Annotated in this window: 16 protein-coding genes; 6 read left to right on the top strand and 10 right to left on the bottom strand. The window is 40.4% G+C overall.

Going from position 1 to position 16,343, the window contains the following annotated elements:
- The first annotated feature begins 197 nt into the window (after positions 1 to 197).
- Both GUY17_RS07325 and GUY17_RS07320 read left to right on the top strand, forming a co-directional pair.
- Positions 198 to 2,303: a TonB-dependent siderophore receptor gene (locus GUY17_RS07325; protein ID WP_162022743.1), complete on the top strand. Its 2,106-nt coding sequence runs from the start codon at positions 198 to 200 to the stop codon at positions 2,301 to 2,303.
- A 535-nt stretch (positions 2,304 to 2,838) separates the two neighbouring features.
- Positions 2,839 to 3,849 (top strand): D-alanine--D-alanine ligase, encoded by a 1,011-nt coding sequence (locus GUY17_RS07320; protein ID WP_162022742.1) that lies wholly within the window; start codon positions 2,839 to 2,841, stop codon positions 3,847 to 3,849.
- A gap of 80 nt (positions 3,850 to 3,929) precedes the next feature.
- On the opposite strand, the gene GUY17_RS07315 is transcribed toward GUY17_RS07320, so the two are convergent.
- The 7 genes from GUY17_RS07315 to GUY17_RS07285 all read right to left on the bottom strand — a co-directional run bounded on the left by GUY17_RS07315 (position 3,930) and on the right by GUY17_RS07285 (position 10,516).
- Positions 3,930 to 4,517: a cytochrome c3 family protein gene (locus GUY17_RS07315; RefSeq protein WP_197708467.1), complete on the bottom strand. Its 588-nt coding sequence runs from the start codon at positions 4,515 to 4,517 to the stop codon at positions 3,930 to 3,932.
- Between the two features lie 20 nt (positions 4,518 to 4,537).
- The gene (locus tag GUY17_RS07310) at positions 4,538 to 5,008 is read right to left on the bottom strand and encodes a nitrate reductase cytochrome c-type subunit (RefSeq protein ID WP_101087915.1); all 471 of its coding nucleotides are present in this window, start codon (positions 5,006 to 5,008) and stop codon (positions 4,538 to 4,540) included.
- 11 nt (positions 5,009 to 5,019) lie between these two features.
- Complete coding sequence (gene napA, locus GUY17_RS07305; RefSeq protein ID WP_101088208.1) at positions 5,020 to 7,509, bottom strand: nitrate reductase catalytic subunit NapA; 2,490 nt, start codon at positions 7,507 to 7,509, stop codon at positions 5,020 to 5,022.
- Between the two features lie 2 nt (positions 7,510 to 7,511).
- Entirely contained in the window at positions 7,512 to 7,769 is a 258-nt protein-coding gene (locus GUY17_RS07300; protein ID WP_011638005.1) for a chaperone NapD, read from the bottom strand.
- A 33-nt stretch (positions 7,770 to 7,802) separates the two neighbouring features.
- Positions 7,803 to 7,961, bottom strand: coding sequence for a periplasmic nitrate reductase, NapE protein (locus tag GUY17_RS07295; protein ID WP_011638006.1), 159 nt, complete (start codon positions 7,959 to 7,961; stop codon positions 7,803 to 7,805).
- A gap of 391 nt (positions 7,962 to 8,352) precedes the next feature.
- Positions 8,353 to 9,261, bottom strand: a complete 909-nt coding sequence (locus GUY17_RS07290) for a class I SAM-dependent methyltransferase (protein ID WP_162022741.1) — start codon at positions 9,259 to 9,261, stop codon at positions 8,353 to 8,355.
- 40 nt (positions 9,262 to 9,301) lie between these two features.
- On the bottom strand, positions 9,302 to 10,516 hold the full coding sequence (locus GUY17_RS07285) for an AI-2E family transporter (RefSeq protein WP_162022740.1): 1,215 nt from the start codon (positions 10,514 to 10,516) through the stop codon (positions 9,302 to 9,304).
- A 158-nt stretch (positions 10,517 to 10,674) separates the two neighbouring features.
- Between GUY17_RS07285 and folX the strand changes: the two genes are divergently transcribed.
- Both folX and GUY17_RS07275 read left to right on the top strand, forming a co-directional pair.
- Positions 10,675 to 11,040, top strand: a complete 366-nt coding sequence (folX, locus tag GUY17_RS07280) for a dihydroneopterin triphosphate 2'-epimerase (protein WP_101087907.1) — start codon at positions 10,675 to 10,677, stop codon at positions 11,038 to 11,040.
- An 84-nt stretch (positions 11,041 to 11,124) separates the two neighbouring features.
- Positions 11,125 to 12,024, top strand: coding sequence for a TIGR01777 family oxidoreductase (locus GUY17_RS07275; protein WP_162022739.1), 900 nt, complete (start codon positions 11,125 to 11,127; stop codon positions 12,022 to 12,024).
- A 45-nt stretch (positions 12,025 to 12,069) separates the two neighbouring features.
- Here GUY17_RS07275 and GUY17_RS07270 read toward each other — a convergent pair whose 3' ends face one another.
- Positions 12,070 to 12,969, bottom strand: a complete 900-nt coding sequence (locus tag GUY17_RS07270) for a LysR family transcriptional regulator (RefSeq protein WP_162022738.1) — start codon at positions 12,967 to 12,969, stop codon at positions 12,070 to 12,072.
- Positions 12,970 to 13,338: 369 nt separating this feature from the next.
- On the opposite strand from GUY17_RS07270, the gene GUY17_RS07265 reads away from it, so the two are divergent.
- Positions 13,339 to 13,788 (top strand): hypothetical protein, encoded by a 450-nt coding sequence (locus tag GUY17_RS07265; RefSeq protein ID WP_101087898.1) that lies wholly within the window; start codon positions 13,339 to 13,341, stop codon positions 13,786 to 13,788.
- 42 nt (positions 13,789 to 13,830) lie between these two features.
- On the opposite strand, the gene GUY17_RS07260 is transcribed toward GUY17_RS07265, so the two are convergent.
- Positions 13,831 to 14,538: a pseudouridine synthase gene (locus GUY17_RS07260; RefSeq protein ID WP_162022737.1), complete on the bottom strand. Its 708-nt coding sequence runs from the start codon at positions 14,536 to 14,538 to the stop codon at positions 13,831 to 13,833.
- A 148-nt stretch (positions 14,539 to 14,686) separates the two neighbouring features.
- Positions 14,687 to 15,550, bottom strand: coding sequence for a DUF4010 domain-containing protein (locus tag GUY17_RS07255; protein WP_162022736.1), 864 nt, complete (start codon positions 15,548 to 15,550; stop codon positions 14,687 to 14,689).
- Between the two features lie 498 nt (positions 15,551 to 16,048).
- On the opposite strand from GUY17_RS07255, the gene GUY17_RS07250 reads away from it, so the two are divergent.
- A complete protein-coding gene (locus GUY17_RS07250) occupies positions 16,049 to 16,303 on the top strand; it encodes a TIGR03643 family protein (RefSeq protein WP_101087889.1) in 255 nt (84 codons plus the stop codon).
- The last annotated feature ends 40 nt before the right edge of the window (positions 16,304 to 16,343 follow it).

Genomic DNA, 16,343 nt, shown 5'->3' with positions numbered 1-16,343 from the left:
GATAACCAATCTCAACAACTATTGAGTGATAATTATTATCAATTGTAAATTTTGCGTTAATGCTCACATTTTAATCAATCTAGCCTCGATCGTGGTTGCTAATGATAATCATTAGCAATAACATTAGCGTCTGATAAGCGCTATGGTTCGCCGTTAATAATATTCATCATTAGAAAAAGACACAGATAAGGCACAACATGAAACCTAAACATACCTTTGCACTTTCATCATTAGTTTTGGCAATGAGCTTTCTAGTACAGCCCATTGCCCTTGCAGCAGAACAACAACAAAATGCTGACAACAATGATCAAAACATAGAAAAAATTCAAATCTTGGGTGTTCGTTATAAACGCGTTAGCCAAGGCGCTACTGGGTTAACTATGGAGATTGATGAGACACCGCAGTCAATCAGTGTGGTTTCCAACGAGCAGATAACTAATTTTGGGGCCAATAACCTTAACGACGTACTTCGTCTTGCGACAGGTATTAATGTTGAAGAATGGGAAACAAACCGCACACAATATACTTCTCGCGGCTTTGAAATTAAAAGTACCCAAATTGATGGCGTCGGTTTGCCCAATGACTGGGGGATCGTCACTGGTGCAATGGAAGCTTATGGTTATGAAAAAATTGAAGTTATTCGTGGCGCTAACGGGCTACTAACCGGAATAGGTAATTCTGCTGGTACCATTAATTATGTGCGTAAACGCCCGACTAACGAAAATGAAGGTGAAGTAGGCATCTCATATGGCTCAGATGACTTTAAGCGCGTACAAGCTGATTACTCTGCCCTGTTAACAGAAAGCGGTAGTTGGGCTGGTAGAGTTGTTGCGGTAGTAGAAGACAAAGGATCATACTTAGATGGCCTAGAAAACGATCGTGGTTATATTTACGCTGTCGTTGATGGCCAATTAACAGATAACTCAACGCTAACATTAGGGTTTTCATACCAAGATGCCAACACAGACGGTAATACCTGGGGCGGATTAGTATTTAACTATACTGACGGCACCCAAGCAGAATGGGATACCAGCGCTAGCACCACACAAGAGTGGACTATGTGGGACACCATCAATACAACCGCATTTGTTGAGTATACTTACATAATGCCTAACGATTGGGACCTTAAAGTTGCCTATAATCATCAAGGATTAGAAGATGAAAGTAAGTTATTTTATGCTTCTGGAACCATTGATAAGGACACAGGCTTAGGATTAAATGGTTGGCCTGGTCGTTACGACACTGAGTTTTCAGCCGATATTTTGGACATCACCACAATTGGTCATTATGGCTTATTTGGTCAAGATCACGAACTGACCTTAGGGTTAAGCGGTTCTCAAAGTAAAAAATACATGTACCAACACCCATTTGATTTTGCAGCGACTCCTGCATATGGCCCAACCCCAGCCTTCCCTTACGATCTCAATGCGATCCCTGAGCCTGAATGGGGCGATAAAGTGGAGTACTCTGACATCGATGTAAGCTTACTTCGCGCCTATGGTTCGACTAAGTTCAATATTAATGACAGCCTATTCGTAGTTGCAGGCTTTAATGCGATTAAATATACCCGCGAAGGTATTAATAGCGGCGTTGATATCGACAACGACGAAAGCGAGTTTAGCCCTTATGCTGGTGTGGTTTACAGCATCACAGAGGATATCAACACTTACTTCAGTTATTCAGACATTTACCAACCGCAAGAGCAGTATGATTACGATGGGTATTTTTTAGACCCCACTAAAGGCGTCAATTACGAACTTGGGCTTAAAACCCTATGGCTTGATAATGATTTAATGGCTACCTTTGCACTATTTAGTGCTGAGCAAAATAACCTCGCTAGCTACGCCGGCCTTAATGCCAACGGAAATTACTATTATAAAGGTGCCAATGTCGAATCGAAAGGCTTTGAAGTTGAAGTCACTGGACACATAACAGACAACCTCAATGCCGTATTAGCTTACACGCTGCTAGATGTAGAAGATGAAGATGGCGCTGAGGCAAATGAATGGGCAGCCCGAAACGTTGTTAACTTTTCGATGGGTTATACCATCCCACAATTGCCAGAAGTAAGCGTTGGATTAGGCGGCAGATGGCAATCTGAAACCAAAAATGTTGATTCTAATGTAGAACAAGATGCCTATTTAGTCGTTAACGCTTTCGCAAGTTGGAATATTTCTGAAGACCTAAATCTGAGAGCTAACATTAATAACCTCACCGATGAAAAATACATTAACAGCTTGGCCACTATCGGTTATTACGGCGCGCCTGTGAATGGTTCGGTGAACTTAACTTATCGCTTCTAGGTAAGATTAAAATATTACACCGCAGAGACTAAGATTGAAGCAATAAGCTTAAGTATTCTACTGTCATACGTTTGTTAGTACATCAATATAATCAATGTAGTTGACCACGATAGCAGACATTATATTGATTGATTAAAAACCTCTTTTTTATGAAAATAAAAAGAGGTTTTTCTTTTTTACGGCTGATGCAGAAAAGATAACGCTGAGATTGTCGACAACAAAACGACAGAGTATGACTCCACCCAGCATATTATGGCCACTTAGAACGGATGTGACTAACCAAGACGGATGCCACTAACGCTTATGACATTGCCAATTAATACAATCGCTTCGTGAGGTAATGGAGATGTGATAACTGTTTATTATCTCGTTGAGGTTATTTAATCGCATTAACGTCGGAAATAGACATAAATAGCTGAAATATTATTAACTCTTACTTGCACTGTATGGCTGTGGGTCTTTATCATAAGCATTACTTTTTTAGGGCTAATCTAATTCAAATTTAGCCCACTTTTTGGGTCTTTCAGGAGCAACCATGCCAAAGATTAATCTGCTGTTATTGTGCGGCGGTGGCGGTGCAGAACACGATATTTCGTTAATGTCTGCACGTTTTTTTGAGTCATCACTGGCAAAGTCAGATAAATTTTCGGTACTTAAGTTAGTACTCGATAAACACGGTCATTATCACACTGAAGACGGTAAATTATGCGACCTGACTAATCGCCGTGAAATTCGTTTTGAAGATAACAATACGCCAGCATGGTCAGTTGATTATGTGATCCCGTGTATTCATGGATTTCCGGGTGAAACCGGTGATATTCAATCGTACTTTAACTTAATCCAACTGCCCTACTTTGGTTGTGAATCTGAAGCCTCAAGCAATTGCTTTAATAAAATCACCGCTAAAATGTGGTTTTCAGCTTTAGGCGTACCAAACACGCCTTACATCTTTTTGCACCAACTAGATGATGATGCAATCAAGCAAACTGAAACGGCATTTGATCATTGGGGATCTGTTTTTGTAAAAGCGGCATCACAAGGATCGTCTGTGGGATGCTATAAAGTCGATGTTAAAGCCAATATCGCTAACGTACTTAAAGATGCGTTTAGTTATGCTCCATATGTGGTTGTTGAGCAAACCATCCATGCGCGTGAATTAGAAGTCGCCGTATACCAATACCAAGGGGAAGTGGTAGCTACCTTACCGGGCGAAATTATTTGCGACAGCAATACCTTTTATTCATTTGATGAAAAGTACGCTAAAAATAGTAAGGCCCGTACCGACGTTGTTGCTGATAACCTCAGCCCTGAGATCAGTCAGCTGATCCGGGATTACGCAATAAAAGCCTTTAAAGGGATGAAATTACGTCACTTGTCGCGCATTGATTTCTTTTTAACTGATGATAATCAAATCCTCTTGAATGAAATCAATACCTTCCCTGGGTTAACGCCTATTTCAATGTTTCCGAAAATGTTGCAAAACCATGGCCATGATTTCACTAAATATTTAATTGATGTGATTGGGCAACAGGTTGATTTAACATAAACAACTTTAGTTCGAAATGCATAAAACAAAAGGCCAGCAAATTTGCTGGCCTTTTCTATACACTTACAATATTAACCGGTTTAGAACCCTTCTACACCCGCCATATCAGGTAATTGGTGTGCAATACCTTTATGACAATCGATACAGGTTTTTTCGCCGCTAGCCAGTGATGTTGAATGCATTTGTGATGCACGCTTAGACTGACGAGTGAAATCCATATAGTCGAAGTTATGACAGTTACGGCACTCTAACGAATCGTTAGCTTTAAGGCGTTCCCATTCATGTTCCGCCAGCTCGCGACGTTTACCTTCAAACTTTTCTCGCGTGCTAATAGTACCGAATATTTTGCCCCACACTTCCTTAGAAGCTTGCATTTTACGAGCAATTTTATCGGTCCAGTTATGTGGCACATGACAATCAGGACAGGTTGCACGCACACCACTTCGGTTAGTGAAGTGAATAGTCGTTTGCAGTTCCTGATAAACATTGTTTTCCATTTCATGGCAACCAATACAGAATTGCTCGCGGTTAGTCAGTTCCAAGGCGGTGTTAAATCCGCCCCAGAAAATCACCCCAGCGATAAATCCACCAATGGTTAAGAAGCCAAGACTGTAATGGACACTCGGACGACACAGCACTTTCCACACTATTTTTAGTTGCTCAAACAATTTTGCAATCATAGTGACTCCTAGTGCTTAACTGGGGCTTTCGCCTTCATTAAGTGATCAATATCGACAAAGTCATTTTCAACTAATAACTTGGCATCTAACTGCGGTGCATGGCACTGAGTACAAAAATAACGACGTGGTGATAAATCAGCCAAGAAATTATTATCACGGTCCATATAGTGAGTCACGCTCACCATTGGAGCCTGTGAATGACCAGTACTAGTACGGGCATGACACTGAATACACTTGTTCACTTTAAGATCGATTTGGTAACCATCAATCTTGTGCGGGATCACCGGTGGCTGCATTGGGTAATTACGTACCTGCTTAACATCGGTATTGATCACCGCTTGCATCGCAGGCGGTGTCGGTTCTACATTAATTGGCGCTAAACGTAATGTGTCGATTTTGTCTTCAGGTATGCTGGTAGCCATTACACTTACAGAGAAACCTAATAACGCGATAATCGATAATAATTTACCTGTTTTCATGGTCTGTCTCCTTAAGCCTTAACAATCTTTACAGCACATTTTTTATAGTCAGTTTGTTTTGACAAAGGATCTGTCGCATCTAACGTCACTTTATTAATGAGCTGGCTGGCATCAAACCAAGGCACAAACACTAAGCCAACAGGCGGCTTATTACGTCCTCGTGTTTCAACACGGGTTTTAATTTCACCACGACGAGAAACAATTCTAATTTCATCACCACGACGTAAACCACGCTTTTTAGCATCTTCAGGATGCATAAAACACACTGCATCAGGGAAGGCTTTATAAAGTTCAGGTACACGTTGTGTCATTGAACCAGAATGCCAATGTTCAAGCACACGACCTGTTGATAACCAAATATCAAACTCTTCATCTGGTGACTCTGCAGCAGGCTCGTAAGGCAATGCGAAAATAACTGCACGGCCATCTGGCTTACCGTAAAACTCAAATTCTGTACCCGCTTTAACGTAGGGGTCTGACCCTTCACGGAAACGCCATTTGGTTTCTTTGCCATTAACCACCGGCCAACGTAAACCGTGCTCTTTGTGGTATACATCAAAGTCAGCTAAATCATGACCATGACCACGTCCAAAGGTGGCATATTCTTCAAATAAACCTTTTTGAACGTAAAAACCAAAATGCTTAGCTTCATCATTTAAGTATTTTTGATCAGCATCTGCCAATGGAAATTTATCAACATTGCCATTGAGATAAAGCACTTCATATAAGGTTTTACCTTTAAACGAAGGGTTAGCAGCTAACACTTCTGCAGGCCAAACTTCGTCAGTAGTGAAACGCTTAGAGAATTCCATTAACTGCCATAAATCAGACTGTGACTCGCCTGGTGCTTTAACCATTTGATGCCAAAATTGAGTACGACGTTCAGCATTACCGTAGGCACCTTCTTTTTCGACCCACATTGCTGTTGGTAAAATTAAATCGGCGGCTTGGGTGGTAACAGTTGGATATGCATCAGACACTACGATGAAGTTTTCAGGATTACGGTAGCCCGGTAAACCTTCTTCGTTAATATTGGCGCCTGCTTGGATATTGTTGTTCACTTGTACCCAGTAACAATTTAAATCGCCATCTTTTAAGCGACGGTTTTGCTCTACTGCATGGTAACCAGGTTTTGGTGGAATAATACCACTCGGAATATGCCAAATCTCTTCGGCGCGCTTTCTGTGTTCAGGGTTAGTCACTACCATGTCCGCAGGTAAACGATGTGAGAATGTACCCACTTCACGTGCTGTACCACAAGCAGACGGTTGACCCGTTAATGAGAATGGACTGTTACCTGGAGTAGAGATTTTACCGACTAACAAGTGAATGTTATAAATCAGATTATTACACCACACACCACGAGTATGTTGGTTAAAGCCCATGGTCCAGAATGAAGTCACTTTACGATCTGGATCTGCATAAAGCTCTGCCAACTCAATAAGCTTATGTTCTGGTACACCAGACAACTTACTGACAGATTCAACATCATAGTCAGCCACAAATTTAGCAAATTCGTCAAAATCAATCGGGGTAGAGTCACCTGCAGTGGCAACGTTTTTGGCTTTCATTTCTAATGGATGCGTTGGACGTAAACCATAGCCAATGTCTGTGGTTCCCTTGCGGAAATTAACATGCTTTTTGATGAAATCTTTATTCACTTTGCCATTTTGGATAATGTAATTGGCAATAAAGTTAAGCATTGCTAAATCGGTTTGTGGCGTGAATACAATGGGCAAATCAGCAAGGTCGAATGAACGATGTTCAAAGGTAGACAACACGGCGACTTTAACGTGTGGCGCGCTTAAACGGCGATCGGTTACACGAGTCCATAAAATAGGGTGCATTTCTGCCATGTTTGAGCCCCAAAGCACAAACGCGTCAGCCGCTTCCATATCGTCATAACAACCCATTGGCTCATCAATGCCGAAGGTACGCATAAAGCCACCTACCGCAGATGCCATACAATGACGAGCGTTTGGATCGATGTTATTTGAACCAAAGCCAGCTTTCATTAACTTAACCGCTGCATAACCTTCCCATACGGTCCACTGACCAGAACCAAACATACCGACTGCTGTTGGACCTTTGGCTTTAATGGTCGCTTTCCAACGCTCGGCCATAGTGTCGAACGCTTTTTCCCATGTAATAGGAGTGAATTCGCCATGTTTGTCATATTTGCCATCAGTCATACGCAACATTGGCGTTTGCAGACGATCACGACCGTACATAATTTTAGAAAGGAAATAGCCTTTAATACAGTTTAAGCCACGGTTAACTTCGCTGTTGGCATCACCATGAGTCGCAACAACTTTACCGTCACGGGTGGCTACCATCACTGAACAACCTGTTCCGCAAAAACGACAAGGTGCTTTGTTCCATTCTAATTTGGTTTGTTCTGAGCTAGTGATCAGGTTGCTTGCACTTGTAGGTAGTGCTAATCCTGCAACACTTGCCGCTGCGATAGCGGCATTGGCCTTCATAAAATCGCGTCTATTCATTTTCATACTTCACCCTCTTCAAGCTCTTCACTTTGGTGATACACCATGGTGGCAGTCAACACACCCGGAATGGCATTAATAGTTGATATATCATCCATCAACGATCGTTGGCTCGGACCTTCAACGACAACAACTAACTTAACGTCATTATTAGCTGACAACTCAGCATTTTTGATGGCCATAATTTTTTGTCTTACTTCAGCCATTTGCTCAGGGTGTACTTGGACAATTAGGCTGGTTACGTGAAGTTCATTGCTCATACATCGTTCTCACATTGTTTATTATTTTTAGGATTAGCCCGCGCCTGGAGGCCCAGTTAAAATTTGGCTAAACCAGATAGTAAAACCTAGTGCGCTAACCAGTAATACAGATAAAATTGGGGCTAGAAAGACGGTCAAAAAAATAAAAATCTTTAGCTCTAAACCCTTTTTGCTTTCGGTTTCATTACTCATGGACCCTCCAAGAGTGGGGATAAAAACAATAAATCATCATCGCTTTATTGCTTCTTTATTACGACTCGGTGAATTTTATCGTTAATGCAGTAACAATCTATATACTCACAAATTGGTAAAACAAGGTTAATATGATCTAGATCATCAATTTTAATAAATCATTAGCTAGATCAGGGTTATCGGTCATAAATACCGATTAAAAGAAGGATTATTTAACGATTTTTTGAACAGGTATTTCCTTGGTTAGCATTAAGTATAAGCCACTAAAAACAACTTGCGCGGCTAAGATGTCATTAAGGGGTTAATCGTGAGGTATGTCTTGGCATTTTTTACAGGCATAAAAAAACCGACAGCCACATGACTGTCGGTTTATTTGTAACGCGTTAATAAATTAGCTCATGCAGTAACGTAATACTTTTAATGATTTCTGTTCATCTATATCGGCAAAAACGGACGGATTAACAATTCGCTCAACATAAGTTAATTGTGGCGCAGTATTAGCCACTTGTTGCATCAAAAAATCACAACCAAGCTCTGGGGCATTTAAGCACAGCAACACTTCACCTTGTGGTGCAAGTAAGTCAGGCAGACGTTTCAATAAGCGCTCATAATCTTTAGTGGCCACAAAACTGCCACGTTGATTACTCGGTGGATCGGCCACAATCAAATCATACGGTCCAAGCTTGGTTAATTTACCCCATGATTTAAAAATATCGTGGCCTAAATAACGCGCTCCTGCGGGTAAGTCATTTAATACATGGTTTTGCTTACCAATGCTTAACGCACCTTTACTCATGTCCATATTGACCACTTCATCTGCGCCGCCTTGCAAAGCCACTACCGAAAAGCCGCAAGTATAAGCAAATAAATTAAGTACCTTTTTATGTTTTGCGTGTTGTTTCACCCATGCTCGGCCGTTGGCCATATCTAAAAATAAACCGTGGTTTTGTCCGCGTAATAAATGGACTAAAAAGCGCGCACCATTTTCGGTCACAATATGCTGTTCTGGTACTTCACCATGCAATAACTCACTGAATGTTTGGCCACCTTGACGATATTGGTAAACCAAATTAAGTGTTTCAGTTGGTCGTTGTTGCTGCCAAAGTACCTTTACTGCAATCACTAATTCATTCAGTTGCTCGGTTTCAAGCATCTTAAAACTGGTGAGCAATAATACTGGTTTATACCAATCCAAACACAGGTGTTCATCGCCAGCGAATAAGCCGCCACGGCCATGAAATAAACGGCAAACATCATCACCGAACGTCAAATTTGGAACTATTTGTAAAAAACCTTTCATACACTCTCTTAACTCAATAAACTAAATACAATCAATAGGGTTATGCATTTGTGGTTGATGACTTAGCTTTAGTGTCACTGCCCACGCAATGATCATTATCTACGTCGCTACTGACTCCACTATTAACGTCATTATTAACCTGTTCGTCATCGTCGTCTCTGTGGCAATCTTCAGCTGCAATTTCGGCTTCTGCTTTAACATTATTGGCAGATTCATTGGGTGAGTCATCATTATCATCCGACAATAAAATTGCCAGCCAATTGCCCGAGTCGCTCGATTCAAGACCAATTTTAACAATCATGGTTAAGGGTACCGACAGCAACATGCCGACAGAGCCAAGCAGCCAACCCCAAAAAATCAATGATAAAAAAACGACTAAGGTAGACAAGCCTAAACCTCGGCCCATAAAACGCGGTTCAACCATATTACCCATCACCATATTGGTACCCACATACAATAAACCAGTAATACCTGCAGCCCCTGGGCCCATTTGGATAAAAGCCAATAACACAGCAGGAATAGCGGCAATAATAGAACCAATATTAGGAATATAATTAAACAGAAAAGCGATGACTGCCCATAACAAAGCATAATCAACGCCAATGATAGTCAAACCGATACCAACAACCACTGCAGTCGCTAAACTGACAAGGGTTTTAATCACCATATATTGATTAACCGACTGCAAAAATTTGTCGATTTGCTGTAAACGCTTATCTGGAGCATCAAGGGCTAAATGAAACTTTCTTGGCATTGATTGCGCTTCAAATAACATGAATACGATAGTCAAAATAATCAGGAATAAATTAGCCATCACATTACCAACACCAGACAACATATTAGTGGTCATGGATAACGCCATGCCGGGGTCAAAATAATCGAGCACCTTTTGTTTAGAAATCTGAATATTAAAGTCTTGCAGTTTTTCAAGGGTCCACGCAAATTGTTCAATCAATTGCTCCCGATACTTGGGCATTTCTTTCGAAAACTCAGTTACCGAACTGCCCACTAAACTGGCCAGCCATAAGCCCATTAACACAATAAATCCCATCAATAAGATGATCGATAACCATTTAGGAATGCGATAGCGCGTCATCAATACAATGGCTGGATTACAAATTACCGCTAAAAATGCAGATAATACAAAAGGCACCACAATTGGGCTGGCCGTTTTGATTCCCGCTAGAATGATCACCACACAGGCCATCACCACAAAACTACGGACAGCCATAGGCGATTGTTGTAATCCTTTCATAGAACTAAAAATCCTTATTATTGCTTATTAAAATGATTCTGTATGCTAAGCTAAACTCAGTAACATATTGCAAACTAAGTTAAATATTTTTGTCGATTCACATATAAGTTGATGACAATATTGGCTTACAACAACTTTTAGGGATCCACTCACTCAATATGAAACCAGAAACCGCTATTATACGCATTAAAAACTTACGTTTACGCACCTATATCGGCATTAAAGAAGATGAAATCAATAACCAACAAGATGTCATCGTCAATGTGGTGATCCATTATTGTGCCGACAAAGCGCGAAACAGCAACAATGTCACTGATGCGTTGAATTATCGCACCATTACTAAAAATATCATTGCTTTGATTGAAAATAATCGTTTTTCATTACTCGAAAACCTAACCAATCAAACTCTCGCCATTGCCAGCGAACATGATTGGGTTGAATTTGCCAGTGTCGAAATTGATAAACCCCATGCACTTCGCTTTGCAGACTCTGTGTCGATGGAATTATGCTATCAAAAGCCGTAATAACAAGTATGTTGCGTGCAGAATTTGTGATCATTTCTTAAGGTTACCATCGTATATTGTTCTACTGAGTAGAAGGGAGTTTAGATGAGAATATTAATCACTGGTGCAACGGGGTTTGTTGGCAAACGCTTAGTTAAATCGCTTAGCGAACACCAACTGATCATATTGACGCGAAATATTAATAACGCAAAAAATAATCTTGGCAGTCACCATCAATACTGGCAAACCCTTACTGATAAACCACACCTTAACGACATAGATGCCGTAATTAATCTTGCAGGCGAACCGATAGTCAGTAAACGTTGGAGCAACAAACAAAAAAAACTAATATGCGACAGCCGTTGGGACATCACCACGGAATTAACTCAGCTTATTAGTAAAAGTACTACGCCGCCACATACGTTTATTAGCGCCTCAGCGGTGGGTTACTATGGTCGACAAGACCAGAGTCCAGTCGATGAGACAAGTGGATTTCATACTGAATTTAGCCATGATATATGCCAGAAATGGGAAGACCTCGCACTTCAAGCCCAGTCACAACAGACCCGAGTGTGTATTACTCGAATAGGTATTGTGCTCGGGAAGAATGGCGGCGCATTAGCAAAAATGCTACCTCCATTCAAACTTGGTTTAGGCGGCCCAATAGGCAGTGGCGAGCAAGGTATGAGTTGGATTCATGTTGATGATTTAATTGAACTGATTAACTATTTGCTGAACAACACCAACTTACAAGGTATTTACAATGCTACTGCACCTCAGCCTGTTAGCAATGCAACATTTGCTAAAGCATTAGGCAGTGCGTTAAATCGTCCGGCCAAAATAACCACGCCACCATTAGCGCTAAGACTGGCAATGGGTGAAATGTCAGAGTTGCTCACTACCGGCCAATTTGTACTACCCACAAGGACTTTAGCGGCTGGCTTTGAGTTTCAATTCACTGATATCAACAGTGCATTACAACACATTATTAATTCTAAGAGCTAACTCAGAGCACTAAACCACCGAGAAAATTCACCGGGCTAACAGGCATCACTTCACCAACTGTTTAATTTTATTGATTATCGGTCCATAGCGACGCGCAAGTGGCCGATGTTTTTTGTAAATGATAAACAATGGCTCACTGACCACCACATTGTTGGCTTGCTCGGTGGCAAAAGATGCTATGCGGATATGCTGTTGTTGAGCAAAATTATCAACTGCAAATTGTGGTAGCACAGCAAATGCCAGCCCTTTAGCCACGGGAACAAGAATTTGGTTCAATTGGTTAACGTAACTGCGAATAGGCACCTGCAACGCTAACACCTGTTTTTCAATAAAATACTGGCCGACTATTTGCGACCAATAATGCATCGCATCTGGATGGCTCACCATTCCAAGTTCCATGAGTTGTTCAAATGTAACCGATTGATGTGGGTACGACTGCGGTAACACCAGACACAGAGACTGTGCAGCTAATGGGGTCACCACCAGCTCATCCATGTTAATCGGCTGCGTAATGATGCCCACATCAACGGTATTGGCCATAACACTATCAATAATGCGTTTATTAGGCGCCGCTTCCAGATGGATTTGTAATTGACTATATGGCAACTGATAGTCAATAAGGTGAGGATATAAAAGCAACGCCATCGATCCCGAACACGCTAAACGACAAACGCCTACATGCTCATCATCAACCGCTAATTGCGACAAAACTTGTTGCTGTTGCTGCTGCCAAACTAATGCTTGTTGATGTAACACAATTCCAGCTTCAGTTAGCTCAAAGCTTTTTCCTATTCGAATCAGTAAATCAACGCCCACTTGCAGCTCAAGCTTTTTAATGTGTTGACTCACGCCAGGTTGCGTCATAAAAAGCTGCTCTGCCGTGTGAGTAAAATGCCCTACTTCGACAAGTTTAATAAATGTGGTTAACCATTGTTGATTTAACATGCTGCGCCTCTATTATGCACTGAACACTTCATTGCATCGACAATGAACATCTCTTATACGACATCGATTATGGGGATACTAACGTCACCGCCGATAATGGCACAATGATAACAAAAAGTTATTGTTTTATGTGTTTTTAATAACCTTACCCACTAACGTTAGCTAAAAGGACAATATAACCAGAACGGTGTCATTCCAGCTCAAACCCGTGGTTAATACGATTTACTTTTTGCCATCCTCATACACTCCCGTAGAACGGCCAGGTTAACATGCCGCATTGTAGAGTGACTTGACTCTACCTGATTCCTTATTATGATTAAATTGTACAAAAAACGAACAAAATAATTAATTATTAAAAAGGATAATAAAATGAAAAAATTATTAATTACATTAGCTTGCGTTGTATTTAGCTCCGCATTATTTGCCAAAGATAGATTGGAGATTTACCAAGATTACGATCTCGGTACTGAAATAATGGTAATGACTACCGTTAAAGTAGATCCTAATATGGCGGATATATATTTGGCAGGTTTGAGTAATAGCTGGGTTAAAGCGGTTAAAATTGAAAAGGAACTTGGTTATATCAAAGACTGGAAAATCTATGCAAGTGATTTACCAGTGAGTGGTGATTTTAACATGTTATTAGTCGTTACTATGGCTAATGGCGCAGACATGGAGCCTAACAAAAAGAAGTATGAAGCGTTCATGAAAAAGTGGAGCGAGGCTGATAAAAAAATGTCTAATGAAATTTCAGCCAAATACCCTGAAGTAAGGACATTAACGGGTGAATATCGCATGCGTGAGGTCATGATAAAATAATCAATAAAGCGCTTTTTACACAAATACTAAGGGGCGCTGAATTTAAAGCTTATTTAAAAGTATATGACTAAATGAACCAATTTCTACATCGGTTAAATAACGCCATTCACCTATTGCTACATCCAGTTTAACCGCACCAATACTTTCTCGATGCAGCGACACCACTTTATTACCTACGGCAGCAAACATGCGTTTAACTTGATGGAACTTACCTTCAGTTAAGGTCAGTAATACTTCTTGTGGTGTGATAATTTGCAACTGTGCCGGTAATGTCAGCTCTTGCTCCCCTTGCAAAGCAATGCCTTGTAAAAAAGACTCTCCGGCATCTGCTGCTATCGGCTTAGCTAATTTAACCCGGTAAACTTTATGGCATTGTCCAGACGGGGACGTGATAGCAAATGTCCAACGACCATCATCGGTAATAAGCACTAATCCGGTTGTGTCGGCATCTAATCGTCCGGCAATATGCAACTCAGATGGTCGTTCGGCGTCAATTAATGAGAATAGCGACGGATAGACACCATCGACATTCGAACAAAGGGTATTGGCAGGTTTATTGATTAACATATAACGAAACGCTCGAGCAGCAAGATTTTGACCGTTTAAGCTGATGTCATTATTTTCATGAACTTGAACAGCTTCATCCCTGACAACTACACCATTAACGAGCACAGCCCCGTTATGGATATGTTGAATAACCTCATACTTTAATAATTCAGTACTTTTACAAACAAATCGATCAAGACGCATAAATAACCTTAACTTGGGATAATCATTTATTATTGGCTACTTAAGCGGATATTATGCTTTGTCTCGTCAGATATGCAGTCAATGGTGGGGGGTATTATGCCACAGACGTAAAGTGCAGTTTGTATTATTAGAGAGAATAGCAAACACATTACTCAAGCAAAAAAGAGCAAAAAAACGTAGCACCGACACTTAATGCAAACCCCACAAACATCATCGCAATAAAAATCCATTTGTGAGAAAAATTGCTTCCTTTAAACATCAAGTACGATTTACTGATGGTGTTACCGAGTAAAATTAACAACAATAAATTTATTAAATCAATATCCTGTGGATTCATAGACCATTCGCTCATCACCGATACAAGAATGGCATGAGCTTCAAAAAATGATACCAGCAAAGTACTGATCCCTCGCGATAAACCAAGTTCACTGCCGATAAAATGCATGGCATATACAAGTCCGAGGATAAAAATAGATAGCTTAGCAACATTTTTCCAATTTATCGGGTGATCAATTAATAGCTCAATATCAACTGTTGGTTGCCCTGACTGGTTACTTAAAAAAAGTAAATTGGATTGCATCTGCACATATATTATCGCCGTAATAAAAAACAATAATTGCGTGACAAAGGGGATATAAAAAATAAAGGCTAATTGGTCTGCCAAAAAAAAGATAATAAATAGACATTCCAGTAACATAGAACATAAAGCAAACAACAATGTCAGTAGCAAGTCACGTTCACTTGTTGATGCAAATTTTTTATCATTTAATATTTGTAAAAAAACTGCCGTACTGGAAATAAATCCTCCCAGAAAGCCCTGTAACTGGAATCGACTGCGTTTTGCTAGTAAGTGAAAACTAAAAAAGCTGAATAACTCTAGACAGGCAACTAAAGGCACAATTTTTAATAGAGGAACGTAGGCTGCAACAACAAACAATGCTGCAAGCATGGTCATGTCAAACCATATATGTTTGTCTTTAAAATGATATGAGAGTGGTGTTTTATGCTCCATCGACAATATTTGCCTCTATAACTATGTATCCTGGTGGACTAAATCATAAATTATTCAGAACTAACACTTTTCATCACAACATTAACCACTACATTTATCGTGATCGGCACCGAGCACTTTTTAATATAGCTTAATTATACAGCAAGCCAACTTAAAACGATTTAGAGAGTAGACAAATGCTTGTCCAATCTCGTAATCGACAGCTAAGGTGGCTTGATAAATTTTATAGCACGACTTGGCAGGGGGAAATAATATTAAATGTACCGCACTCATCATTGGTAATGAGCACTCACCCTGTGGTGCCGGCATTTAACCGTCCGCCAATAGGATGATCAGATAATTGTTCAGCATCCACTAATGAAAAAAATATAGGCCAATAAAGCTTGTCTCTATATTTTAACGTATTCATCTGCCTTAAACACAAATCCTTAATACACTAATCTAAACGCAGATAACTAACGTATTAGAGCGCAAACCCAATAAACATTATCAAACTCAATGCTATCACCGCACGATACCTCAAGGATCATTGAAATGGCATGGGAAGACCGCACGCCATTTGAAGCTATTGAACACCTTTATGGCTTAAACGAATCAAATGTGATTAAACTCATGCGCTCATCACTCAAACCCAATAGCTTTAAGTCTTGGCGAGCCCGTGTTAGTGGCCGTAAAACCAAGCACCTTAAATTGCGACCTGAAGGTATTGATAGAGCGTATTGTCCAACCCAATATAAAATGCGTCAAAAGTAATCACATCAGTGATCAACTAAGGTAAAAAGGCAACATAAAA

The sequence above is a fragment of the Shewanella sp. Arc9-LZ genome (assembly GCF_010092445.1).
Lineage (GTDB): Bacteria > Pseudomonadota > Gammaproteobacteria > Enterobacterales > Shewanellaceae > Shewanella.
This window is presented reverse-complemented; position numbering and strand designations above follow the sequence as displayed.